Origin of the sequence: Enterobacter sp. PP-008-ECC_S150 (assembly GCF_045257065.1) — a bacterium.
Classification (GTDB): Bacteria; Pseudomonadota; Gammaproteobacteria; order Enterobacterales; family Enterobacteriaceae; genus Enterobacter; species Enterobacter chengduensis.
In genome coordinates this window covers 192,216-214,996 of sequence record NZ_JBJHHG010000003.1, presented here as the reverse complement: position 1 = coordinate 214,996, position 22,781 = coordinate 192,216, and the positions used below count along the sequence as shown (strand labels likewise).

Here is a 22,781-nt window from a genome sequence, read left to right as displayed (position 1 = left end):
CCTGCTCTCCCTACCCTTTAACGCATACTCCGCTGGCAATTTGGGAGTAATCATTTATAGGTATGGGTATACTCCAGGGTATGCACCAGAATAGCGCCATTCCTGCAGGCAGGCCACGTCAGGAGCACGCCACCTCTATGTTAAAAAGATGTTTTTCTCCGCTGACGCTCGTCAATCAGCTCGCGCTGATCGTCTTGCTGTCCACCGCCATCGGCGTAACCGGCATGGCAATCTCCGGCTGGCTGGTACAGGGCGTACAGGGTAATGCGCATGCCATCAACGAGGCAGGCTCCCTTCGCATGCAGAGCTATCGCCTGCTGGCGTCGGTTCCCCTGACGCAGGAGGAACAGCCCCTGATTGCTGAAATGGAGCGCACGGTCTTCAGCCCCGAACTGGAGAATGCCGCCATTCGCGCCGGCCAGCAACCTCAGCTTAAAGCCCTTCAGGGCTACTGGCACACCCAGCTTGAGCCCGGCCTGAAACAGGCCCGAGGTACGGCAACCGTTGCGCAGGACGTGGCGGGGTTCGTCTCTCGCATTGATGCTCTGGTCTCCTCTTTCGACCAGACGACCGAACTACGCATTGACCGGGTGGTGATGGTGCACCGCGGCATGGCGCTGTTTATGGGGCTGCTGCTGATTTTCACCATCCTCTGGCTTCGCGCGCGGCTGCTGAACCCCTGGAAACAGCTGCTGGCCATGGCGCGTGCTGTCACCGCCCGCGATTTTACCCAGCGCACGCACATCAGCGGGCGCAACGAGATGGCGATGCTCGGCCAGGCGCTCAACACCATGTCGGCTGAGCTCTCCGAGAGCTACGCGGTGCTGGAACAGCGCGTTCAGGAAAAAACGGCCGGGCTGGAGCAGAAAAACGAGATCCTCTCCTTCCTGTGGCAGGCCAACCGTCGGCTGCACATGCAGGTGCCGCTATGTGAACGCCTCTCGCCGGTGCTGAACGGCCTGCAAAATCTGACCCTGCTTCGCGACCTGGAGCTGCGGGTTTACGATGTGGAGGACGAAGATAACCATCAGGAATTTACCTGCCAGTCCGATATGTCCTGTGATGACAAAGGCTGCCATCTTTGCCCTCGCGGCCTGCCGCCGCTGACCTCCGGCGGCACCACCCTGAAGTGGCGCCTGACCGACAGCCACACCCAGTACGGTATTTTGCTGGCGACCCTGCCCGCGGGGCGTCACCTGAGCCACGACCAGCAGCAGCTGGTGGATACGCTGGTTGAACAGCTGACGGCCACGCTGGCGCTCGACAGGCATCAGGAGAAACAGCAGCAGCTGATCGTCATGGAAGAGCGCGCCACCATTGCCCGCGAGCTGCACGACTCCATCGCCCAGTCGCTCTCCTGTATGAAAATGCAGGTGAGCTGCCTGCAGATGCAGGATGCGCAGATGCCGGAAAGCAATAAGCAGCTGCTCAGCCAGATCCGCAACGAGCTGAACACCTCCTGGGTGCAGCTACGCGAGCTGCTGACCACCTTCCGCCTGCAGCTGACCGAGCCTGGCCTGCGCCCGGCGCTGGAAGCCAGCTGCCACGAATTTAGCGCCCGGCTGGGGTTCCCGGTGAAGCTGGATTATCAGCTGCCGCCGCGGTTTGTCCCTTCCCATCAGGCCATCCATTTACTGCAGATCGCCCGCGAAGCGTTGAGCAACGTGCTCAAACACGCTGACGCGACGGCGGTTACGGTCACCGTCAGCCAGCACGACAATCAGGTGAAGCTCACGGTTCACGACAACGGCCGCGGCGTGCCGGAAAATGCCGAACGCACTAACCACTATGGTTTAATTATCATGCGAGACCGCGCCCAAAGCCTGCGCGGTGATTGCCAGGTTCGCCGGAGAGAGATGGGCGGCACGGAAGTTGTCGTCACCTTTATTCCCGAAAAACCGCTTACAACTGCTCAAGGAGAAACCCATGACTAATCAGGAACCGGCATCCATCCTGTTGATCGACGACCATCCGATGCTGCGCACTGGCGTGAAACAGCTGGTCAGCATGGCACCCGATATCACCGTAGTAGGCGAAGCCAGCAACGGCGAACAGGGCATTGAGCTTGCCGAATCCCTCGATCCCGATCTGATCCTGCTCGATCTGAATATGCCGGGCATGAACGGTCTGGAAACGCTCGACAAGCTGCGGGAAAAATCGCTTTCCGGACGCATCGTCGTCTTTAGCGTGTCGAACCATGAAGAGGACGTGGTCACGGCGCTGAAGCGCGGGGCGGATGGCTATTTGCTGAAGGACATGGAGCCGGAAGACCTGCTTAAGGCGCTGCAGCAGGCGGCAGCGGGCGAGATGGTGCTCAGCGAAGCCTTAACGCCGGTGCTGGCCGCCAGCCTGCGGGCCAATCGCGCCACCTCTGACCGTGACGTCAGCCAGCTCACGCCGCGCGAGCGCGATATCCTCAAACTGATTGCCCAGGGGCTGCCGAACAAAATGATCGCCCGCCGCCTGGACATCACCGAAAGCACGGTGAAAGTGCACGTGAAGCATATGCTGAAGAAAATGAAGCTGAAATCCCGCGTTGAGGCCGCCGTGTGGGTGCATCAGGAACGCATATTCTAAGCGTTACTCATCCGGCAGCAGCTTCCAGCGCGGGTCGTTGTCCGGCAGGGCGACCAGCGGCTGCGCCACCGCAAGCGCGATCTCATTGGACGAGACGCGCTGGCCTTTCTCATCTTCCACCACCGCCGACAGGTGCCAGCGGTTTGTCGCCCCTTCCCGTTCATCCCAGGCAGGCATAATCACGCTCCAGCCGTCGCTGCTGTTGCTTTTCGCCGGCGACGTCAGGCTCAGTGCCTGCGTATCCCCCTGCCAGTGGATTTGACGAATGCCGTGCGTGCTGCGAACCTGGAGCTTCAGCATAACGGTCTCGCCCCCTTTCAGGTCCCACGGCGGCGTGGCCAGCCAGACGGATAGCGTTTTACGCTGGCGAAACTCTATCACCGGCAGGCTATTGCGCTCCGGCGAGTCGTAGCGGCTTCCGCGCAGGGAGCGCGCGGCGGCGACCTCATCGGCGGAAAGCTGCTTAGCCAGCGGCACGCCAAAGCGATAGTTGAGCTTCAGCCCGAGGTTATTCTGGCTCTCGCCGCTTTCGCCCTGCTTGTGCGCGGCGGTCAGGGTAACGAGCGGAACCGGGGTATAGTTAAGCCCCAGATTCACCGCAACGGGATTGTGATAGCCGGTGCCGCTGTTGAACAGATCGACGTTATCGCCAAAATATTGCTCGAAGCTGACGCTGGTATTCAGATGATGGAACCACGGCAGCCAGGCCTTAGCAGTAACATCATATCCGCGCGCCATGCGCTGCTCCCGGACGTCGGAGCGCTCTCGCCAGCCGGCAAAGGGCTGGTAATAGTTCGCTGACAGGCGCAGATTTTCCCCCCACGCTTCCGCGCCCAGCCCGGCACGCTGCAGGTTTTCATCAAGCAGGTTATCGTAAAAGGTGTTGTAGCCCAGCAGCCACTTCCCGGCGACCCAGCGCTGACCGATTCCGGCGTTACTCACCAGGCCATCCGTCTGCTGGGTCATACCAAGCTGGCTCCAGTTCAGGTAGCGGTTATTATCGTTCCACGGGATAAACCAGCTTCCGCTGCTGCCGTTAAATTTACCGTCGTTATCCACCAGCAGGTTCACGCTGGCGTTTCCCCAGGGCGACAGCCAGGACTCAATCTGCTGGTTCACTTCGCCGCTCACCGCGTCGCGTACCTGACCAAAGGCAAACTGACGCGCCTGCTCGCCGGTCGTCAGGCCATTGTCGGTCATGCTGGCTTCGCCAAAGGCTTTCGCCATTTCGGCCAGATGTTTTTCCCCTTCGCCGGTGGGCGCCGCCATGCCGAGGTCGGGCAGACTGTCCCCCTTATTATCAAAGGGGTGCTGCGCCTGATGCATAAAGGAATTCGGCGCACCGTGAACGGCTCCGGCCGACAGGAGGGAGAGTAATAGCAGAGAACGAATGCGGGACGATACAGCCATCAACGTCGGGATTTGCGCCTGAGTTTTGTAAAAGACGCTCTTACCTTAACGCTATTAAGAAAGAATTGCAGCCTTACGGGAAATTTCAGGAATATCCTGAAGTTTATTGACGGCTGCAGGCAGCGTAAACTCGGTAAACCTTATATTATTCGTGCCTTTATAAGAACAGGAGTCAACATGCAAAAGATTGTTATCGTCGCCAACGGTGCGGCCTACGGCAGCGAATCCCTTTTTAACAGCCTTCGCCTGGCGATTGCGCTGCGCGAAAAAGAGGACGACCTGGCGTTAAAACTGTTTTTAATGTCGGACGCGGTCACCGCCGGGCTCAAGGGCCAAAAACCGGCCGAGGGCTATAACATTCAGCAGATGCTGGAGATCCTCACCGCGCAAAACGTCCCGGTGAAGCTGTGCAAGACCTGCACCGACGGGCGCGGCATTACCGGGCTGCCGCTGATTGATGGCGTTGAGATTGGTACGCTGGTTGAGCTGGCCGAATGGACGCTGTCCGCCGATAAAGTATTAACTTTTTAATAATAAAGTCGTAAAAATATTATTTTCTTATGGACGCGGTTTCAGCATCAAGTTTACCTGCGGGGTTGCCGATAGGCATGGAAACAACACAGCAGGTATTTCACTTATGTTCAGATCGATTCGTGCACGCATCATCGCGACGACGGCAGGCTGTCTGGTCGTCGCCCTTCTTCTTAATACCGTTATTAACTTCCAGGTCACCCGTCAGGATAACCAGCAGTCCCAGCGCGATATCCTGACCAGCACCAGCGCCAGCCATAACATGGCGATTGCCGACTGGGTTAAAAGCAAGATGACGGTAATCGCCTCCGCGCAGACCGTTGCGCTGAGCGACGATCCGGTTCCGGTGTTTAAGCAGCTTGCGCAGGCGGGTGGATTTACTAACGTCTATGTTGGTTACGCCAGCAAAACCGCGAAATTCTCTGAACCGGCTGGCGTCCCGGCGGATTATGACCCGACCATTCGCCCGTGGTATCAGCAGGTGGTCAGCACGGACGGTCCGGTTGTCACCGCGCCCTACGTTGACGCAGGGACCGGTAAACTGGTGGTGACCTTCGCCGTGCCGGTGAAAGAAAATGGCAGCCTGAAAGCGGTCGTGGCGGGCGATGTGGCCATGGACAGCGTGGTGGCAAACGTGCGCGGGATCCATCCTACCCCGGCCAGCAGCGGCCTGCTGCTCAACAGCGACGGCAGCGTGATTGCGGCCAACGATCCTGCCCTCACGCTCAAACCCTTTGCGGAGACCATCAAAGGCGTTGATTTTGCTGCGCTGAAAAGCGGTAAGCCGGTCGACGGAACGCTCAACGACGCTGAAAAAACCTTCGTGGCGACCGCCGTGCCGGGCACAAGCTGGCTATTAGTCGTTGCGCTCGACAACGGTGACGCCACCTCCGGCATGCGTTCCCTGCTTAAGGCATCGGGGATTTCGCTGGTGATCCTGGCGCTGCTGAGCGCGGCCATTGTGCACTTCCTGATTGCCCGCCTGCTGAAACGCCTGTCTGACATTCGCGACGCGATGCACAGCATTGCCAACGGCACTAACGACCTGTCGCAGCGCCTGCCGGACACCGGCGAAGACGAGGTGGCGCAGATTGCGCAGGCCTTTAACGCCTTCAGCGATAAGCTGTCGGTGGTGATGGTGCAGCTCCGCGACGCCAGTGAATCGGTAAAAAACGCTGCGCAGGAGATTGCCGCAGGTAACCAGGATCTCTCCGGGCGCACCGAGCAGGCGGCATCCAGCCTGCGCGAGACGGCCAGCGCCGTGGAGCAGATTACCGCCTCCGTGACCCAGTCGAATGAATCGGCGGCAGAAGCGAACGATCAGGCGAGCAAAGCCTCCGCGGCCGCGGCGCGCGGCGGCGAGGTGGTCTCTCAGGCCATCAGCACCATGCAGTCCATTGAAGTTGCGTCGGCAAAAATTGGCGATATCACCAGCGTGATTGACGGCATTGCGTTCCAGACCAACATTCTGGCGCTGAACGCCTCCGTTGAAGCGGCGCGTGCCGGTGAACAGGGGCGCGGATTTGCCGTCGTCGCAGGCGAAGTGCGTAACCTGGCGAGCCGCAGCGCCCAGGCAGCGAAGGAGATCAAATCGCTGATTGATTCCACCACCGACAGCGTGGCGACAGGCTCACGCTACGTGCATCTTGCGGGGGAAAGCATGGACGAGATCCGCTCCAGCATCGGCAGCGTCTCCGGCATCATGCGTGAAATCTCCATCGCCACCAGCGAGCAGATGAAAGGCATCCATGAAATCAACCACGCGGTGACCCATCTCGACAGGATGGTCCAGCAGAACGCCGAGCTGGTGGTGCAATCCGCCGCCGCCGCGGGTGCCCTGCAGAGCCAGGCGGGCGACCTTGCTGAAACCGCCGGCCATTTCCGCATATAATTTTCTTCCGGCGCGCGTTTAGCGGGTAAAACGTGCGCCAGCGGAAATTTTGAGGAATTTTGTCATTTTTGTTTAATCGTTATGCCATTTTTTGATCAAAATCAGCATCCCGGCGCTCCCCCTTTGGTGTTATGCCATGAGTGAATTGTGAACAACATCACGCTCGGATATGGCTGCAGGGAGAGCGTTGTTTAAAACTACGGGGTAAAAAATGGCACTGGTAAAAACAAGTTTGAAGCTGTTTGGCGGGGATACGGTCGTGGTGCGTTGCTCAGAACGCTGTCGTATTCATCTGATGAGTGCGAAAGCACAGCAACAATCCCAGGCGGATATTCTGACCGTGCAGGATGATAAGGCCTGGCTTACCGTGCCGTATACCGGCACGTGGGATGTGCTGATCGACAGCCACAGCCAGTCGCTGGAGCATTCCGTCAGCTACGTAGCCGCATAAATGACGCGCCCGGCGAACCGGGCGTATTATCAGGCAAAGCCTGTTCGCAGCGTGCCGTTGAGCGGGTTCCCTTCCAGCAGCGTCCTCACCTTCACCACCAGCTCGTTCAGACAGTCGTCCTTCATGCCGAGGCGGGTCAGCTCCTGATCGAGGGAGAAGAGATACTGCGCGTTAGTACCCAGCGGGCCGCTGGCGGCGGCAATGAGCGGGGCAATCACCTGCGTGCGGGTGTCCGCTTCATAGAGCGGATGGCGCGGATCCATAATAAACACCAGCGCATTGACGGTGCGTCCGTCGTCCAGCTCCAGCTTACACCAGCTCGGCATATAGCAGCCGGTGATCATTTCACGCTTCCAGAGCAGCGTGAGCTCCTCTTCCAGCGTGGCATCCGGAAGACGATACGCCACGCCCGTGGTGCGTCCCCCCTCTTTCAGGGCCAGCATGCGCCCCGGCTGGCACGCGCTGCCGCGTCCGGCCGTCAGGCGCAGGCAAAATGCGCGATGCCAGCCGGGCAGCGTGCCCGTTGCCGATTCGACAAATTCCAGAGCCGGGTTCCACATCAGGGAGCCGTAGCCAAAAATCCATACCGGGCCATCATCCGGGCGGCAGGCAAGCGTGGCAGCGAGCGACGCCGCACGTTGTTCAGCTGACCAGAGAAGCGATTCCTCAATAGCACCAAATGCCGTCTTACAATCTGCCTTCATTAAGAAATCACGCGTTAACACTTTACACCTCCGCCACTGCATGCTTCCTTGCGACATCTAAAATTCGCCTTCCCGGCCTTCTGTGCTGGTCATTTTGCCAGCAGTTGAATAACGATAAGCAATTAGCGGACCCGTTGCAATACAACGGAAGTTCAACCGCCTGAAAAGTCAAAATGAAGGCAGCGAATTATTTTACGACTATTTCTTTTTGTGCCATTTATCATCGTCCCCTTTCTCATAGTCATGCTTTACGGCGGCCCAGGCCACTTTGTGGGCCGTCTCTTCGCGGCTGGCATCATCCCGACGATCTTCTTTATCTTTGTACTGCTCCCAGGCGCTGTTAAACGCCTCTTTGTAGATATCCTGCGCGTGAGCGGGCAGCACGTTTTGTACGTTATCGGGTAATTCGCGTTTCGCTTTATAGGGCATCATTAACCTCTCTTTTGCGTAAAAAGATAAGTGTGGACGACGATATGCCATGGCGCCACCCGGCAATAATAAATGACTAAACTAAAGTTATAATACCTTGTTATTTAGTATGTATTTATTAAAGAAATGGCATTATAGACTTCAAAGAAGAAAAAAATCACAAAGGGTAAAATTAAGTAAAAAATAAAGGGTATTTGACAGATTTCTGTTAATTTATTGTCCTCAAAATCTATCTATAATTACAAGCACCTGCATTGATGGAGAAGCACATGACAGCAACACACGAGGCGGTCAAGACCCGCCACAAGGAGACGTCACTCATTTTCCCGGTTCTGGCACTGGCTGTGCTGCTCTTCTGGGGAAGCAGTCAGTCACTGCCAGTGGTGGTTGGTATCAATATTCTTGCCCTGGTCGGTATTTTAACCAGCGCCTTTAGCGTCGTTCGCCATGCGGACGTATTAGCCCATCGTCTGGGCGAGCCGTACGGATCGTTAATTCTTAGCCTTTCCGTTGTTATTCTCGAAGTCAGCCTGATTTCCGCGCTCATGGCGACCGGCGATGCCGCGCCGACGCTGATGCGCGATACGCTCTACTCAATCATTATGATTGTTACGGGCGGCCTGGTGGGCTTCTCTCTGCTGCTGGGCGGACGCAAATTTGCGACCCAGTACATGAACCTGTTTGGCATTAAACAGTATCTGATCGCCCTCTTCCCGCTGGCGATTATCGTTCTGGTCTTCCCGATGGCGCTGCCGGGCGCGAATTTTTCTACCGGTCAGGCCCTGCTGGTCGCACTGATTTCTGCCGCCATGTACGGCGTGTTCCTGCTGATTCAGACCAAAACGCACCAGAGCCTGTTTGTGTATGAGCATGAAGACGACAGCGACGACGATGACCCGCATCACGGCAAGCCGTCGGCCCACAGCAGCGGGTGGCATACGGTTTGGCTGATCGTGCATCTGATTGCGGTTATCGCGGTCACCAAGATGAACGCCAACCCGCTGGAGACGCTGTTAACCGAGCTGAACGCTCCGGTGGCGTTTACCGGCTTCCTGGTGGCGCTGCTGATCCTTTCTCCGGAAGGTCTCGGGGCGCTGAAGGCGGTGTTGAACAATCAGGTGCAGCGCGCAATGAACCTGTTCTTCGGCTCCGTGCTGGCGACGATTTCACTCACCGTACCGGTAGTGACGCTGATTGCCTTTATGACCGGTAACGACCTGCAGTTTGCGCTGGGCGCGCCGGAGATGATTGTGATGGTCGCCTCGCTGCTGCTGTGCCAGATTTCGTTTTCAACCGGGCGCACCAACGTGCTGAACGGCGCGGCGCACATGGCGTTGTTTATTGCGTATCTGATGACGATTTTTGCGTAGTCTTTTTGCCCAGCGGCGCTTCGCTTGCAGGGCCTACGGGTTTTGTAGGCCGGGTAAGCGCAGCGCCACCCGGCAATATGTTCTATAAAAAAACCCGCCGAAGCGGGTTTTTTTATTATTTGCTGGTATCCAGCTCGTCGAAGCTCTTCACCAGATCGTCAATCGCTTTGATCTGTTTCAGGAACGGCTCCAGCTTATCCAGCGGCAGCGCGGACGGGCCATCACATTTTGCGTTATCCGGATCCGGGTGCGCTTCAATGAACAGGCCAGCCAGACCGGTCGCCATACCGGCGCGCGCCAGCTCGGTTACCTGAGCACGACGGCCACCGGACGCGGCGCCGAACGGGTCACGGCACTGCAGCGCGTGGGTCACGTCGAAGATCACCGGAGACTGGTTAGAGACGTTCTTCATGACGCTGAAGCCCAGCATGTCGACCACCAGGTTGTCGTAGCCGAAGTTTGCGCCACGGTCACACAGGATCACCTTGTCGTTACCGCCTTCGATAAACTTATCGACGATGTTACCCATCTGGCCAGGGCTCACGAACTGCGGTTTTTTCACGTTGATGACCGCGCCGGTTTTTGCCATCGCTTCCACCAGGTCCGTCTGACGGGCGAGGAATGCCGGAAGCTGGATCACGTCGACCACGTCCGCCACAGGCTGCGCCTGCCAGGATTCATGCACGTCGGTGATCACTTTCACGCCAAAGGTCTGCTTCAGCTCCTGGAAAATTTTCATTCCCTCTTCCAGGCCCGGGCCACGGTAAGAGTTGATGGAGGAGCGGTTGGCTTTGTCAAAAGAGGCCTTAAACACGTACGGGATGCCCAGCTTTTGGGTCACGGTCACGTAGTGTTCGCAGATACGCATGGCGAGGTCGCGGGATTCCAGCACGTTCATGCCGCCAAACAGCACGAACGGCAGGTCGTTTGCTACCTTGATATCACCAATGCTAACCACTTTTTGTTTCATAGGATCGCCTTATTCAGGTGTGAATCGGAATTTAGATTAATGCAGTGTAATTTGCTTGTGCGAGATCGCGTTGATCTGTGCACGGATCATTTCGCTAATAGGATCTTCCGGACACTGCTCGACGAAATAACTCAGATCGTTCAGCGCCACGTGCTCGCAGTCGAGCTGGGCATAGATCAGCCCGCGGTCGCGAATTTCGTACGGGTCTTCCGGATTAAACTGCAGCAGCACTTCGCTGGCGCGCAGGGCCAGCTCCATCTGACGCTCTTCCATTAACGCGGACTTCAGCGTATCCAGCAGCTTGCGGATCACTTCGGCGTTATCCGCCTCGTCGAGATCTTCGTTGAAGAGCTCGGCCACCGGGCTGATATTGCCTTTCAGCCACACGTCCAGCGTGTGTTCATCCAGCGTGTCGCCGTTGAAGGGATTAATGAGCCACATCTCACCGTCCAGCCACTCCGCACGCAGGATCATCTGCGTCGGAAAAATGACCGGCACCAGCGGAATATCGAGGCGGTGCGCGACCCACAGCAAAATAGAGCCCAGCGCAACGGCGCTGCCCTGACGATTTTTTAAGACCTGGTCCAGCCATAATGCGTCAGACAGGCGATATACGCCCCGCGTGTCGCAGAAACCCCATTCGCCGTAGAAAAGTTCAAGCAGCTTCTCTAGTTGCCAGTCCTGCGGGCGCGCCTGATTGATCTCTTCACGCGCCAGGCTGACCAGATTCTCCAGCTCATCGTAGACAAACTGCGACGTGAAATCGTCACGAATCATCTCAGAAATCAGGATCATGCCATCGCAAAGCGGCACTTTATTAAATTCGAAATCGGCTAAGGACTTCATGACTTACCCCAGTAACGCCCGAGCGTACAGCTACCCTCGGGCGCGATAAAACTCAAAACAATGTAGATGATAACGCCAAACCGCCTTTCAGTCAGCCTTACGCCTTTATCAGTAAATGGCAGATAGCCTTGCTTCACGCCCACTGGCCCAGCGTCAGCCGTTCATTCCCGCCGTAGTCGCGGCAGGTTTCAACCGCGCGATAACCCGCTTGCGTAAACAGCGCGCGTACGGCTTCGCCCTGCGTCCAGCCATGTTCCACGACCAGCCAGCCGTCGGGAAGTAAATGTTGCCGTGACGTTGTCACAATGTGATCAAGATCGGCTAAACCGCTGTTGGCAGCCACCAGCGCCGTCAAGGGCTCGAAGCGAACATCGCCCTGCGCAAGGTGCGGGTCGTGTTCGTCGATATAGGGCGGGTTGCTGACAATCATCCCGAACGTCTGATTCTCCAGCGCCTTAAACCAGCTGCTCTGCAGCACGGTCACGTTAGTTACGCCCAGTCGCTCTACGTTACGCTGCGCCAGCGCCACCGCGTCGGGCATCACATCTACCGCCGTCACCGCGCAGTCGGGCCGCTCGGTGGCGAGGGCCAGCGCGATCGCCCCGGTGCCCGTACCGAGATCGAGAATACGGCAGGCTGAGGCGGGTAAACGCGCCAGCACCTGCTCGACCAGACACTCGGTATCTGGACGCGGGATCAGCGTTGCCGCCGAGACGTACAGCGGCAGCGACCAGAACTCGCGCTCACCGACAAGGTGGGCCACCGGCTCGCCGTTTTTACGCCGGGCAAGCAGCCCCGCGAGCTGCGCTTCCTGCGCGGCAGTCAGCAGCGTTTCACCAAATGCCAGCAGGTAGGTGCGGGCTTTACCCGTGACGTGCTCAAGCAAAATTTCGGCGTCGCGTTTCGGGCTTTCGCTTTCTGAAAGCTCACCGGCCGCCTCACGTAACCAGCGCTGAAAATCCATTATTCCTGCTCGGACAGCGCCGCCAGCTGGTCGGCCTGGTATTCCTGCACGATAGGCTCAATCAGCATATCCAGCTTCCCTTCCATCACCTCGTCCAGACGGTAAAGCGTCAGGTTGATGCGGTGGTCGGTCACGCGGCCCTGCGGGAAGTTGTAGGTGCGGTTACGGTCGCTGCGATCGCCGCTTCCCAGCAGGTTACGACGCGTCGACGCTTCCGCCTGCTGGCGTTTCGCCATTTCGGCCGCGTGGATACGCGCCCCCAGTACGGACAAGGCTTTGGCTTTGTTTTTATGCTGTGAGCGCTCGTCCTGACACTCCACCACGATGCCGGTTGGCAGGTGGGTAATACGAATGGCGGAGTCGGTGGTGTTAACGTGCTGCCCGCCCGCCCCGGAGGAGCGGAAGGTGTCGATGCGCAGGTCCGCCGGGTTGATGTCCGGCAGTTCCGCTTCCGGCAGCTCCGGCATCACCGCCACCGTACAGGCGGAGGTGTGGATACGGCCCTGAGATTCGGTGGCCGGCACGCGCTGCACGCGGTGGCCGCCGGATTCAAACTTGAGACGGCCGTACGCGCCGTCGCCGCTGATCTTGGCGATAACCTCTTTGTAGCCACCGTGTTCGCCTTCGTTGGCGCTCATGATCTCCACGCGCCAGCGACGCGATTCGGCGTAGCGGCTGTACATGCGGAACAGGTCCCCGGCAAACAGCGCCGCTTCGTCACCGCCGGTCCCGGCGCGGACTTCCACAAACGCGTTACGCTCGTCGTCCGGATCCTTCGGCAGCAGCAGCACCTGAAGCTGTTGCTCCATCTCTTCGGAACGCGCTTTCGCATCCTGCAACTCTTCCTGCGCCATCTCGCGCATTTCAGGATCGTCGAGCATCATCTGCGCGGTTTCGATATCTTCCTGAACCTGTCGCCAGTCGGTAAAGCATTTAGAAACATCACTTAACTGCGCGTATTCACGCGAGAGTGCGCGAAAACGTTCCTGGTCCGCAATGGTCCCGGCATCCCCGAGCAGCGCCTGGACTTCTTCATGGCGCTCGTGCAGAGCTTCCAGTTTAGCGACGATAGAAGGCTTCATAGGCGTAAGTGCACCTTGTCTTAGAAAATGGGTATAGGGCGCTATTCCAGCCCGAGGCTGTTGCGCAGAATAGTCAGGCGTTCATCATCCCCGTCACGGGCAGCCTGCTGAAGAGATTTGGTTGGTGCATGGATCAGGCGGTTGGTCAGCTTCCACGCCAGATCCTGCATAATTGCCTGTGCGTCGCCGCCCTGTTCAAGGGCCGCTAACGCTTTGGCAGTCAGGTCATCACGCACCTGCTCTGCCTGCCCGCGGTATTCTCGGATGGTCTCGCTGACGCTTTGCGCGCGCAGCCAGGCCATAAACTCGCTGGTTTCCTGCTCAACGATAGTTTCCGCCTGCACCGCCGCCGCTTTACGCTGGGCGAGATTGTGCGAAATGATGCTTTGCAGGTCATCCACGCTGTAGAGGTAGGCGTTAGGCAGCTTGCCCACTTCCGGCTCAACGTCGCGCGGAACGGCGATATCCACCAGCAGCATCGGCTGATTACGGCGGGACTTCAGCGCGCGCTCCACCATCCCTTTGCCGATGATCGGCAGCGGGCTGGCGGTAGAGCTGATAATAATGTCCGCCTCTTTCAGGCGTTCATCGATGTCGCTCAGGGCAACCACCTCTGCACCCACTTCATCCGCCAGCGCCTGCGCGCGTTCGCGGGTGCGGTTAGCGATAATCATCTTTTTCACCTTATGCTCGCGCAGGTGGCGCGCCACAAGTTCGATGGTTTCGCCCGCGCCCACCAGCATCACGGTGACGGTGGAGAGGGATTCAAAGATTTGGCGTGCAAGGGTGCAGGCCGCGAAGGCAACGGAAACCGCACTGGCACCAATGTCGGTTTCGGTTCGCACACGCTTCGCCACGGAGAAGGATTTCTGGAACATGCGTTCCAGCTCGCTGGCTTTAAGATGCCCTTTTTGCGAATCCGCAAACGCTTTTTTCACCTGGCCCAGAATCTGCGGTTCGCCCAGCACCAGCGAATCCAGGCCGCTGGCGACGCGCATAAGATGGCTGACGGCATCGTTGTCCTGATGCCAGTACAGGCTGTTACGCAGCTCGTCTTCGTTGAGATTGTGGTAGTCGCATAGCCAGCGGATCAGCGCTTCATGCAGGTTGTCCTGCTCTTCTACGCTTAAATAGAGTTCGGTACGGTTGCACGTCGAAAGCACCACGCCACCCTGCACCATCGGCTGGGCAAGCAGGCTGTCCAGCGCCAGGTCAAGCGTATCCGGCGAAAACGTTACGCGTTCTCGCAGCGAAACCGGGGCCGTTTTGTGGTTGATGCCGAGTGCTAATAGGGTCATGTTGAGCGGGAGTAGTACCAGCGTTAATAAGGTTAGCAGAACGCATCATACAGGATGCGCGAGATCAATAAAAGGGACTGCCCCCTTTCGGAGTAATAGCTTATACCCGTCATACTTCAAGCTGCATGCGCGTTGGCTGCGCTCGTTCCCCCAATCACATAGTTATCTATGCTCATGGGGATTCACTCTCTTGCCGCCTTCATGCAGCTTGAATTATTTAGGGTAGATACAACGCTTTGAGATAATTTGAACGTAGACGGTAGCCCCCTTCGACGCTAGCATTAACAGCTATAACTGCAACGTATCTCAAGGATTTGTCCTCATTATGACCCGACTGATTCGCCTGCTGCCGCTGGCAGCACTGGTTCTGACCGCGTGTACCGTCACCCAGCCAAAAGGCCCGGGTAAAAGCCCTGATTCACCGCAGTGGCGTCAGCACCAGCAGGACGTGCGAAATTTGAAGCAGTACCAGACGCGCGGCGCCTTCGCCTATCTTTCTGATGAACAAAAGGTTTATGCGCGCTTCTTCTGGCAGCAGACGGGCCAGGACAACTATCGCCTGCTGCTGCTGAACCCGCTGGGCAGCACCGAGCTGGAGCTTAACGCAAAGCCGGGTGAAGCGCAGATCACCGATAACAAAGGCCAGCACTACACCGCGACCGACGCCGAAGAGATGATTGGCAAGCTGACCGGGATGCCTATCCCGCTCAACAGCCTGCGCCAGTGGATCCTCGGCCTGCCGGGTGACGCCACCGACTACACCCTGGACGATCAATACCGTCTGAGCCAGGTCAACTACACCCAGAACGGCAAAACCTGGAAAGTGGTGTACAGCGACTATGACAGCAAGAGTAAACCGTCGCTGCCATCGAATATGGAGCTGACCCAGGGCAGCCAGCGCATCAAGTTGAAAATGGATAACTGGATCGTTAAATGATGACCCACTGGCCCTCTCCGGCAAAGCTGAATCTGTTTTTATACATCACCGGCCAGCGGGCTGACGGTTATCACACCCTGCAGACGCTGTTTCAGTTTATTGACTATGGCGACACGATCGCCATTGAGCTGCGTCATGACGGACAGATTTGCCTGCTCACGCCGGTCGACGGCGTGGCGCACGAGGACAACCTGATCGTGCGCGCCGCGCGTCTGCTGATGAAAGCCGCAGCGCAATCAGGTCGTCTGCCCGCGGGTAGCGGTGCGGATATTCGTATCGAGAAACGTCTGCCGATGGGCGGTGGTCTCGGCGGCGGCTCATCTAACGCCGCCACGGTGCTGGTCGCGCTGAACCACCTTTGGGGCTGCGGGCTGTCGCAGGACGAACTGGCCGCTATAGGCCTGACGCTGGGCGCGGACGTCCCGGTGTTTGTTCACGGTCATGCGGCCTTTGCTGAAGGCGTGGGAGAGATCCTCACCCCGGCGGAACCGCCGGAGAAGTGGTATCTGGTTGCCCACCCTGGCGTGAGCATTCCGACCCCGGTCATCTTCAAAGATCCTGACCTGAAAAGGAATACCCCGGTTCGGTCAATAAAAACGTTATTAAATTGTGAATTCAGCAACGATTGCGAGGATATCGCAAGAAAACGTTTTCGCGAGGTTGATGCGGTGCTTTCCTGGCTGTTAGAATACGCGCCGTCGCGCCTGACCGGTACAGGGGCCTGTGTCTTTGCTGAATTTGACACCGAATCCGCCGCTCGTCAGGTGCTTGAGCAAGCGCCGGACTGGCTGCATGGTTTTGTAGCGCGCGGGATGAACACCTCCCCCCTACAGCAGGCCATTCTGGCGCAGACTGAGTTTCGGTGACAACGTCACCCTGTTCCAGACGTTGCATCGCGCTCTTTAATACACCGCCTGGATAGCCTTCGCCTGGCCCGCACAGTTTTCGGCGAACGCTATCCACCACTGGACGCATGCCTGAGGTTCTTCTCGTGCCTGATATGAAGCTTTTTGCTGGTAACGCCACCCCGGAACTAGCACAACGTATTGCCAACCGCCTGTACACTTCCCTCGGCGACGCCGCCGTAGGTCGCTTTAGCGACGGCGAAGTCAGCGTACAAATCAACGAAAATGTACGCGGTGGTGATATTTTCATCATCCAGTCCACCTGTGCTCCAACGAACGACAACCTGATGGAACTGGTTGTTATGGTCGACGCCCTGCGTCGCGCTTCCGCAGGCCGTATCACTGCTGTAATCCCTTACTTCGGCTATGCCCGCCAGGACCGTCGCGTCCGTTCCGCGCGTGTGCCAATTACCGCGAAAGTAGTCGCTGACTTCCTGTCCAGCGTCGGCGTTGACCGCGTACTGACCGTTGACCTGCACGCAGAGCAGATCCAGGGCTTCTTCGACGTCCCGGTTGATAACGTGTTCGGCAGCCCAATCCTGCTGGAAGACATGCTGCAGCTGAACCTGGACAACCCAATCGTGGTTTCTCCTGACATCGGCGGCGTGGTACGTGCTCGTGCTATCGCCAAGCTGCTGAACGATACCGACATGGCGATCATCGACAAGCGTCGTCCGCGCGCTAACGTTTCTCAGGTGATGCACATCATCGGTGACGTTGCTGGCCGCGACTGCGTGCTGGTTGACGACATGATCGATACCGGCGGTACGCTGTGTAAAGCGGCTGAAGCGCTGAAAGAGCGTGGTGCCAAGCGCGTATTCGCTTACGCAACCCACCCGATCTTCTCCGGTAACGCGGTAAACAACCTGCGCAACTCCGTCATTGACGAAGTGGTGGTTTGCGATACCATCCCTCTGAGCGACGAGATCAAAGCACTGCCAAACGTGCGTACGTTGACCCTTTCCGGGATGCTGGCCGAAGCGATTCGTCGTATCAGCAACGAAGAATCCATCTCTGCAATGTTCGAACACTGATCGAGCACGGCCAAAAAACCCGCTGCGGCGGGTTTTTTTGTCTCTGAGATTTATTTGTATGATTAATGCCTCCTTCACCTGCCATTCACATGACAGATGATGCGCATACGGATGATAGATAATTGTGAAAAACGTAACCTCCTCACATGTTCTGCCCTTTCGCGCCCTCATCGACGCCTGCTGGAAAGAGAAGTACACCTCGTCACGCTTCGTGCGTGACCTGATTGCCGGGATCACCGTCGGCATTATTGCCATCCCTCTGGCGATGGCGCTGGCGATTGGCAGCGGCGTAGCGCCGCAGTACGGCCTGTACACCTCGGCCGTTGCCGGGATCGCCATTGCCCTGACCGGCGGCTCGCGCTTCAGCGTCTCCGGCCCCACCGCCGCCTTCGTGGTGATCCTCTACCCGGTTTCCCAGCAGTTTGGTCTGGCAGGCCTGCTTGTTGCCACCCTGATGTCCGGCGTCTTTTTGATTCTGTTTGGCCTGGCCCGCTTTGGGCGGCTGATCGAGTACATCCCCCTTTCCGTGACGCTGGGATTCACCTCGGGGATCGGCATCACCATTGGGACGATGCAAATAAAAGATTTCCTCGGCCTGCATATGGCGCACGTCCCGGAACATTATCTACAAAAGGTCGGCGCGCTGTTTATGGCGCTGCCTACCGCCAATCTGGGCGATGCGGCGATTGGGGTTGTCACCCTGGGCACGCTGATCGTCTGGCCTCGTCTGGGGATCCGTCTGCCGGGCCATCTGCCCGCGCTGCTGCTGGGCTGCGGTGTGATGGCCATCGTCAACATGTTCGGCGGTCATGTCGCGACCATCGGCTCGCAGTTCCACTATGTGCTGGCGGACGGTTCACAGGGTAGCGGCATTCCGCAGCTGTTGCCGCAGCTGGTGCTGCCGTGGGACATGCCCGGCTCCAGCTTCACCCTGAGCTGGGATTCCCTGCGTGCGTTACTTCCCGCCGCGTTCTCAATGGCGATGCTGGGGGCGATTGAGTCCCTGCTCTGCGCCGTCGTCCTTGACGGCATGACCGGCACCAAGCACAAAGCCAACAGCGAGCTGGTCGGTCAGGGATTAGGCAACCTCGTCGCACCGTTCTTCGGCGGTATTACCGCCACGGCAGCCATCGCCCGCTCTGCGGCGAACGTGCGCGCGGGGGCAACCTCGCCCGTTTCGGCGGTTATCCACTCCGTGCTGGTGATCCTCGCTCTGCTGATCCTCGCCCCGCTGCTCTCCTGGCTACCGCTCTCCGCCATGGCCGCCCTGCTGTTGATGGTGGCCTGGAACATGAGCGAGGCGCACAAGGTGGTGAACCTGCTGCGTCGCGCGCCGAAAGACGACATCATCGTGATGCTGATCTGCATGTCGCTGACCGTGCTGTTCGATATGGTTATCGCCATCAGCGTCGGGATCGTGCTGGCTTCCCTGCTGTTTATGCGCCGCATTGCGCAAATGACCCGCCTCTCCCCGGTCAACGTTGAGGTGCCTGATGATGTGCTGGTGCTGCGCGTGATTGGCCCGCTGTTCTTCGCGGCGGCGGAAGGCCTGTTTAGCGATCTGGAGTCCCGCATCGCGGGCAAACGGGTTGTGGTGCTTAAGTGGGATGCCGTACCGGTGCTGGATGCCGGTGGGCTGGATGCCTTCCAGCGCTTTGTCGCACGTCTGCCGGAAGGCTGTGAGCTGCGGGTGAGTAACCTGGAGTTCCAGCCCCTGCGCACCATGGCGCGCGCGGGCGTTCAGCCTGTCCCTGGCCGTCTCTCCTTCTACCCTAACCGCGAAGCCGCGCTAGCGGACCTGTGAGTCACCTGATGCAGAGAAACGTCTCTGCATCATCACTCCGATCGCCTGCTGGAGCCATGCAAGCACGGCAGGCGTCATCCACGTTCCCTTCATAAGATGCGGCTCCTGCTGCATGGCAGTACGAAACTTTTGCTGCGTCTCAGGGTTCGTCCCCGCGTACGACTGGAATAACGCCAGCCAGTTTTCAGCCAGCATTTGCGCGTCCTCTGAAACGGGGTCGCTATTCTCCCGCTGCGCCTGATGCAGTTTCTCCACCAGCGGCGGCCACTCCATCATGCGGTCAAAGTAATGTGCCCGGGTAAAGGCCATCTCTTCGGGGGTAAGGTACTTCTCCCATATGCTGAGCTTCGATTCCGCAAACGCGCGCGTAATGTAATCCGTCATCTCCGGCGTAATGCCGGTCTGCGCCTGCATCTGCGGTTCAAGGCTGTGCATCTCGTTCAGCCGGGTGAGAAACTCCGGCTTGCCTGCCGTGTCCTGTTCCAGGCGTTCCATCCAGCGCGTCGCCAGGTCCATCGCCCGCGGGTCCGTAACAGGTATGTGCTGTTTCAACAGCGTGTTTGCCTCCGCAACCAGCCCTGACCAGATGGCCGCCAGCGCATCCTTCTGCACCGCAAAGGGCAGCTGCTGTAACTCTTCTTTGCTAAACCAGCGATCGTACATATTCATTAACTCCAGCGTCTGTAGCCAGGATTCCAGATCTGGAGCCGCATCGTCGAGAAGCCCGTTACGCAGATCCACCAGCCGGTCGCGCAGCGTATGTATGCTGCGCAGCTGTTTATCCAGCAGCGTGATTTGCGCATCGAGTAGCTCTGTTAACGACAGCGACGCCTGCTCCAGGAAATCCCTGATTTCAGCAAGTTCCAGCCCCGCTTTTGCCAGCGCCTGGATCATGTGCAGACGCTGGACATCCGCCAGATTGTAGAGCCGGTAACCTGCCGCGCTTCTGGCAGAAGGCAGCAGCAACCCTGTTTGCTCATAGTGATGCAAGGTTCGCACGGTGATCCCGGCTCGTTTGGCCAGCTCCCCCACCTGAATCAACATAACAGCTCCTTTTTCTTTGCCAGTGGCCCGACTCTGGAGCCTTACGTTACGTGAGGGTCAACCCTTGATGCAAAAAAAAACGACTTCAGATGAAGTCGTTTCGGTATTCTTAGAGTGCACTAGCTGTGCTTATGCTGGTCGCGGCGACAGCGTTTGTCGTAGTGGCGCACCCACCAGTATTTATCACACACTTCCTCATGGCCGCTCACGCGCGCCCCCGCCAGCCACAGTACCGCACCAACGAAGATGCTCAATATTGCCCCGTGCGCAAAGTATTGCGGGAGGTCAAGCTGCGGCAGCTGGTTTAAAATGGAGTAACCCACGCCGGCTACCATCACGAACAGCCCTAACCCCATCAGCACGTTACCGAGTAACGAAGCGTTTTTGCGTTTCATGTGTCACCTCCGGAACTTTGGGTTGTCAGGGGAAAAGCCCCTAATCCTTGTGTGTAAAGTATAGACAACGCCCCTTTTATGAGTTGCGTGAATGATCACAATTACAGATAACGCCCAAACAAAAGTTTACAAATAAGACATTGAACAGCTTGAAATTCTAATTGTTCAAATCAGTAATTATTCGTATTTCGCTGAGAAGATCGCAGAATTTTGTCAAGCGGCGCGCCAGGCAGTAAACTACGCGCCAGATCTGGAACCCATTAGGAATTACCTCGTGACGATTAAACTGATTGTCGGCCTCGCCAACCCGGGCGCAGAGTACGCGGCCACCCGCCACAATGCCGGGGCATGGTACGTCGATCTGCTGGCCGAACGGTTACGTGCTCCCCTGCGTGAAGAACCTAAATTCTTCGGGTATACCTCACGTATTAATCTTGCCGGTGCTGATGTGCGCCTGCTGGTGCCCACCACTTTTATGAACCTGAGCGGTAAAGCCGTGGCGGCCATGGCAACGTTTTATCGCATCAATCCGGATGAAATTCTGGTGGCTCACGATGAGCTGGATCTTCCGCCCGGCGTGGCAAAATTCAAGCTGGGCGGCGGACACGGCGGCCACAACGGCCTTAAAGACATCATCAGCAAGCTGGGCAATAACCCGAATTTCCACCGTTTGCGCGTCGGAATCGGCCATCCGGGCGATAAAAACAAAGTTGTCGGTTTCGTGCTCGGTAAGCCCCCGGTTTCCGAACAAAAACTGATTGACGAGGCGGTAGACGAGGCGGCGCGCTGCACTGAAATCTGGCTGAAAGACGGGTTAACCAAAGCGACAAACCGCTTACACGCTTTCAAAGCGCAATAATCCGCCCGATCCGGCTTTTTTACCGCGCGTCATGCGGGTTACGTGTATAATAGGCATAGTTATTTACTTTTCATCAATCGGTTATCGGTAACGGATTGATTATCAAGATATTAAGGTGATTTAGAAATGGGATTCAAATGCGGTATCGTCGGTCTGCCAAACGTGGGCAAATCCACCCTGTTTAACGCGCTTACCAAAGCGGGTATCGAAGCGGCGAACTTCCCGTTCTGTACCATCGAACCTAACACCGGCGTTGTGCCAATGCCTGACCCGCGTCTGGACCAGCTTGCGGAAATCGTGAAGCCGCAGCGCATTCTGCCAACCACCATGGAATTCGTGGACATCGCGGGCCTGGTAAAAGGCGCATCCAAAGGTGAAGGCCTGGGTAACCAGTTCCTGACCAACATTCGTGAAACCGAAGCGATCGGCCACGTTGTGCGCTGCTTCGAGAACGACAACATCATCCACGTTAACAACAAAGTGGATCCCGCTGACGACATCGACGTTATCAACACCGAGCTGGCGCTCTCTGACCTCGACACCTGCGAACGCGCTATTCACCGCGTGCAGAAGAAAGCGAAAGGCGGCGACAAGGACGCGAAAGCGGAACTGGCTGCGCTGGAAAAATGCCTGCCACAGCTGGAAAACGCGGGCATGCTGCGCGCGCTGAAAAACCTGACTGACGAAGACAAGGCGGCGATCAAATACCTGAGCTTCCTGACCCTGAAGCCAACCATGTACATCGCCAACGTTAACGAAGACGGTTTCGAGAACAACCCGTACCTGGACAAAGTACGTGAAATCGCCGCGGCGGAAGGTTCTGTGGTTGTGGCGGTTTGCGCGGCCGTTGAATCCGACATCGCCGAGCTGGACGACGCCGACCGTGAAGAGTTCATGGCCGAGCTGGGTCTGGAAGAGCCGGGCCTGAACCGCGTAATTCGCGCAGGCTATGAGCTGCTGAACCTGCAGACCTACTTCACCGCTGGCGTGAAGGAAGTGCGTGCGTGGACTATCCCTGTGGGTGCAACTGCGCCTCAGGCTGCGGGTAAAATCCACACCGACTTCGAGAAAGGCTTTATTCGCGCGCAGACTATCGCGTTTGAAGACTTCATCACCTACAAGGGTGAGCAAGGCGCGAAAGAAGCAGGCAAGATGCGTGCAGAAGGGAAAGATTACATCGTTAAAGATGGCGATGTGATGAACTTCCTGTTTAACGTTTGATTGGTTTTGAATGAATAAAATCCACGCTTAGGCGTGGATTTTTTATTTTTCGAAAAATT

22 protein-coding genes and 1 pseudogene are annotated in these 22,781 nt (G+C 57.5%); 12 read left to right on the top strand and 11 right to left on the bottom strand.

Annotation, left to right across the window (positions count from 1 at the left end; all coding sequences use genetic code 11):
* The first annotated feature begins 137 nt into the window (after positions 1-137).
* A complete protein-coding gene (gene narX, locus ACJBF3_RS05385; RefSeq protein ID WP_045329426.1) occupies positions 138-1,934 on the top strand; it encodes a nitrate/nitrite two-component system sensor histidine kinase NarX in 1,797 nt (598 codons plus the stop codon).
* A complete protein-coding gene (gene narL, locus ACJBF3_RS05380) occupies positions 1,927-2,577 on the top strand; it encodes a two-component system response regulator NarL (RefSeq protein ID WP_008499531.1) in 651 nt (216 codons plus the stop codon). Before narX ends, narL begins: the two co-directional genes overlap by 8 nt.
* A gap of 3 nt (positions 2,578-2,580) precedes the next feature.
* Here narL and ACJBF3_RS05375 read toward each other — a convergent pair whose 3' ends face one another.
* Positions 2,581-3,987: a YchO/YchP family invasin gene (locus ACJBF3_RS05375; protein WP_045329427.1), complete on the bottom strand. Its 1,407-nt coding sequence runs from the start codon at positions 3,985-3,987 to the stop codon at positions 2,581-2,583.
* Between the two features lie 177 nt (positions 3,988-4,164).
* Here ACJBF3_RS05375 and ACJBF3_RS05370 point away from each other — a divergent pair, with 177 nt between their 5' ends.
* The 3 genes from ACJBF3_RS05370 (at position 4,165) to ACJBF3_RS05360 (ending at position 6,860) form a co-directional block, all read left to right on the top strand.
* A complete protein-coding gene (locus ACJBF3_RS05370) occupies positions 4,165-4,518 on the top strand; it encodes a DsrE/DsrF/TusD sulfur relay family protein (protein ID WP_045329428.1) in 354 nt (117 codons plus the stop codon).
* Positions 4,519-4,624: 106 nt separating this feature from the next.
* Complete coding sequence (locus ACJBF3_RS05365; protein ID WP_045329430.1) at positions 4,625-6,409, top strand: methyl-accepting chemotaxis protein; 1,785 nt, start codon at positions 4,625-4,627, stop codon at positions 6,407-6,409.
* Positions 6,410-6,620: 211 nt separating this feature from the next.
* Entirely contained in the window at positions 6,621-6,860 is a 240-nt protein-coding gene (locus ACJBF3_RS05360; RefSeq protein WP_045329432.1) for a DUF1883 domain-containing protein, read from the top strand.
* Positions 6,861-6,889: 29 nt separating this feature from the next.
* Here the strand turns inward: ACJBF3_RS05360 and ACJBF3_RS05355 are convergent, their stop codons facing one another.
* Positions 6,890-7,585: a gamma-glutamylcyclotransferase gene (locus tag ACJBF3_RS05355; RefSeq protein WP_045329433.1), complete on the bottom strand. Its 696-nt coding sequence runs from the start codon at positions 7,583-7,585 to the stop codon at positions 6,890-6,892.
* Between the two features lie 177 nt (positions 7,586-7,762).
* Positions 7,763-7,993: a putative cation transport regulator ChaB gene (gene chaB, locus ACJBF3_RS05350; protein ID WP_045329465.1), complete on the bottom strand. Its 231-nt coding sequence runs from the start codon at positions 7,991-7,993 to the stop codon at positions 7,763-7,765.
* 269 nt (positions 7,994-8,262) lie between these two features.
* Here chaB and chaA point away from each other — a divergent pair, with 269 nt between their 5' ends.
* The gene (gene chaA, locus ACJBF3_RS05345) at positions 8,263-9,363 is read left to right on the top strand and encodes a sodium-potassium/proton antiporter ChaA (RefSeq protein ID WP_045329435.1); all 1,101 of its coding nucleotides are present in this window, start codon (positions 8,263-8,265) and stop codon (positions 9,361-9,363) included.
* Positions 9,364-9,478: 115 nt separating this feature from the next.
* Here the strand turns inward: chaA and kdsA are convergent, their stop codons facing one another.
* The 6 genes and pseudogenes from kdsA to hemA all read right to left on the bottom strand — a co-directional run bounded on the left by kdsA (position 9,479) and on the right by hemA (position 14,523).
* The gene (gene kdsA, locus ACJBF3_RS05340; RefSeq protein ID WP_045329436.1) at positions 9,479-10,333 is read right to left on the bottom strand and encodes a 3-deoxy-8-phosphooctulonate synthase; all 855 of its coding nucleotides are present in this window, start codon (positions 10,331-10,333) and stop codon (positions 9,479-9,481) included.
* 36 nt (positions 10,334-10,369) lie between these two features.
* The gene (gene sirB1, locus ACJBF3_RS05335; RefSeq protein ID WP_032641067.1) at positions 10,370-11,179 is read right to left on the bottom strand and encodes an invasion regulator SirB1; all 810 of its coding nucleotides are present in this window, start codon (positions 11,177-11,179) and stop codon (positions 10,370-10,372) included.
* A gap of 41 nt (positions 11,180-11,220) precedes the next feature.
* Positions 11,221-11,313, bottom strand: a pseudogene (locus ACJBF3_RS05330) (siroheme synthase); the annotation flags it as partial.
* Positions 11,313-12,143, bottom strand: a complete 831-nt coding sequence (gene prmC / locus ACJBF3_RS05325; protein ID WP_045329438.1) for a peptide chain release factor N(5)-glutamine methyltransferase — start codon at positions 12,141-12,143, stop codon at positions 11,313-11,315. The pseudogene ACJBF3_RS05330 and the gene prmC, both read right to left, overlap by 1 nt.
* On the bottom strand, positions 12,143-13,225 hold the full coding sequence (gene prfA, locus ACJBF3_RS05320; protein ID WP_045329440.1) for a peptide chain release factor 1: 1,083 nt from the start codon (positions 13,223-13,225) through the stop codon (positions 12,143-12,145). The genes prmC and prfA overlap by 1 nt, the downstream gene beginning before the upstream one ends.
* Positions 13,226-13,266: 41 nt before the next feature.
* The gene (hemA, locus tag ACJBF3_RS05315) at positions 13,267-14,523 is read right to left on the bottom strand and encodes a glutamyl-tRNA reductase (protein WP_045329442.1); all 1,257 of its coding nucleotides are present in this window, start codon (positions 14,521-14,523) and stop codon (positions 13,267-13,269) included.
* A gap of 325 nt (positions 14,524-14,848) precedes the next feature.
* On the opposite strand from hemA, the gene lolB reads away from it, so the two are divergent.
* From lolB to dauA, 4 genes are all read left to right on the top strand, one after another.
* A complete protein-coding gene (lolB, locus tag ACJBF3_RS05310) occupies positions 14,849-15,460 on the top strand; it encodes a lipoprotein insertase outer membrane protein LolB (RefSeq protein WP_045329444.1) in 612 nt (203 codons plus the stop codon).
* Complete coding sequence (gene ispE, locus ACJBF3_RS05305; RefSeq protein ID WP_045329446.1) at positions 15,457-16,326, top strand: 4-(cytidine 5'-diphospho)-2-C-methyl-D-erythritol kinase; 870 nt, start codon at positions 15,457-15,459, stop codon at positions 16,324-16,326. Before lolB ends, ispE begins: the two co-directional genes overlap by 4 nt.
* Before the next feature lie 125 nt (positions 16,327-16,451).
* Positions 16,452-17,399, top strand: a complete 948-nt coding sequence (gene prs, locus ACJBF3_RS05300) for a ribose-phosphate diphosphokinase (RefSeq protein WP_003856663.1) — start codon at positions 16,452-16,454, stop codon at positions 17,397-17,399.
* A gap of 124 nt (positions 17,400-17,523) precedes the next feature.
* Positions 17,524-19,203: a C4-dicarboxylic acid transporter DauA gene (gene dauA, locus ACJBF3_RS05295; protein ID WP_045329448.1), complete on the top strand. Its 1,680-nt coding sequence runs from the start codon at positions 17,524-17,526 to the stop codon at positions 19,201-19,203.
* On the opposite strand, the gene ACJBF3_RS05290 is transcribed toward dauA, so the two are convergent.
* Both ACJBF3_RS05290 and ychH read right to left on the bottom strand, forming a co-directional pair.
* Complete coding sequence (locus tag ACJBF3_RS05290) at positions 19,189-20,247, bottom strand: MerR family transcriptional regulator (RefSeq protein ID WP_045329450.1); 1,059 nt, start codon at positions 20,245-20,247, stop codon at positions 19,189-19,191. The two genes, dauA and ACJBF3_RS05290, sit on opposite strands and share 15 nt — an antisense overlap.
* A 119-nt stretch (positions 20,248-20,366) precedes the next feature.
* Positions 20,367-20,642 carry a stress-induced protein YchH gene (ychH, locus tag ACJBF3_RS05285; RefSeq protein ID WP_032656663.1) on the bottom strand — a complete coding sequence of 92 codons (276 nt, stop codon included), beginning with the start codon at positions 20,640-20,642 and terminating at the stop codon, positions 20,367-20,369.
* Between the two features lie 274 nt (positions 20,643-20,916).
* On the opposite strand from ychH, the gene pth reads away from it, so the two are divergent.
* Together pth and ychF are read left to right on the top strand one after the other, a co-directional pair.
* Complete coding sequence (pth, locus tag ACJBF3_RS05280; RefSeq protein ID WP_023336005.1) at positions 20,917-21,501, top strand: aminoacyl-tRNA hydrolase; 585 nt, start codon at positions 20,917-20,919, stop codon at positions 21,499-21,501.
* Positions 21,502-21,627: 126 nt separating this feature from the next.
* Complete coding sequence (gene ychF, locus ACJBF3_RS05275) at positions 21,628-22,722, top strand: redox-regulated ATPase YchF (RefSeq protein WP_003856650.1); 1,095 nt, start codon at positions 21,628-21,630, stop codon at positions 22,720-22,722.
* Positions 22,723-22,781 lie beyond the last annotated feature (59 nt).

Excerpts from the sequence above, each read along its gene's own strand:
- ACJBF3_RS05375 (WP_045329427.1), bottom strand. The coding sequence starts at position 3,987 with ATGGCTGTATCGTCCCGCATTCGTTCTCTGCTATTACTCTCCCTCCTG.
- lolB (WP_045329444.1), top strand. The coding sequence starts at position 14,849 with ATGACCCGACTGATTCGCCTGCTGCCGCTGGCAGCACTGGTTCTGACC.
- chaA (WP_045329435.1), top strand. The coding sequence starts at position 8,263 with ATGACAGCAACACACGAGGCGGTCAAGACCCGCCACAAGGAGACGTCA.
- chaB (WP_045329465.1), bottom strand. The coding sequence starts at position 7,993 with ATGCCCTATAAAGCGAAACGCGAATTACCCGATAACGTACAAAACGTG.
- ACJBF3_RS05360 (WP_045329432.1), top strand. The coding sequence starts at position 6,621 with ATGGCACTGGTAAAAACAAGTTTGAAGCTGTTTGGCGGGGATACGGTC.
- ychF (WP_003856650.1), top strand. The coding sequence starts at position 21,628 with ATGGGATTCAAATGCGGTATCGTCGGTCTGCCAAACGTGGGCAAATCC.
- ACJBF3_RS05290 (WP_045329450.1), bottom strand. The coding sequence starts at position 20,247 with ATGTTGATTCAGGTGGGGGAGCTGGCCAAACGAGCCGGGATCACCGTG.
- narX (WP_045329426.1), top strand. The coding sequence starts at position 138 with ATGTTAAAAAGATGTTTTTCTCCGCTGACGCTCGTCAATCAGCTCGCG.
- prmC (WP_045329438.1), bottom strand. The coding sequence starts at position 12,143 with ATGGATTTTCAGCGCTGGTTACGTGAGGCGGCCGGTGAGCTTTCAGAA.
- ACJBF3_RS05365 (WP_045329430.1), top strand. The coding sequence starts at position 4,625 with ATGTTCAGATCGATTCGTGCACGCATCATCGCGACGACGGCAGGCTGT.
- sirB1 (WP_032641067.1), bottom strand. The coding sequence starts at position 11,179 with ATGAAGTCCTTAGCCGATTTCGAATTTAATAAAGTGCCGCTTTGCGAT.
- ychH (WP_032656663.1), bottom strand. The coding sequence starts at position 20,642 with ATGAAACGCAAAAACGCTTCGTTACTCGGTAACGTGCTGATGGGGTTA.
- ACJBF3_RS05370 (WP_045329428.1), top strand. The coding sequence starts at position 4,165 with ATGCAAAAGATTGTTATCGTCGCCAACGGTGCGGCCTACGGCAGCGAA.
- narL (WP_008499531.1), top strand. The coding sequence starts at position 1,927 with ATGACTAATCAGGAACCGGCATCCATCCTGTTGATCGACGACCATCCG.
- ispE (WP_045329446.1), top strand. The coding sequence starts at position 15,457 with ATGATGACCCACTGGCCCTCTCCGGCAAAGCTGAATCTGTTTTTATAC.
- kdsA (WP_045329436.1), bottom strand. The coding sequence starts at position 10,333 with ATGAAACAAAAAGTGGTTAGCATTGGTGATATCAAGGTAGCAAACGAC.
- prfA (WP_045329440.1), bottom strand. The coding sequence starts at position 13,225 with ATGAAGCCTTCTATCGTCGCTAAACTGGAAGCTCTGCACGAGCGCCAT.
- hemA (WP_045329442.1), bottom strand. The coding sequence starts at position 14,523 with ATGACCCTATTAGCACTCGGCATCAACCACAAAACGGCCCCGGTTTCG.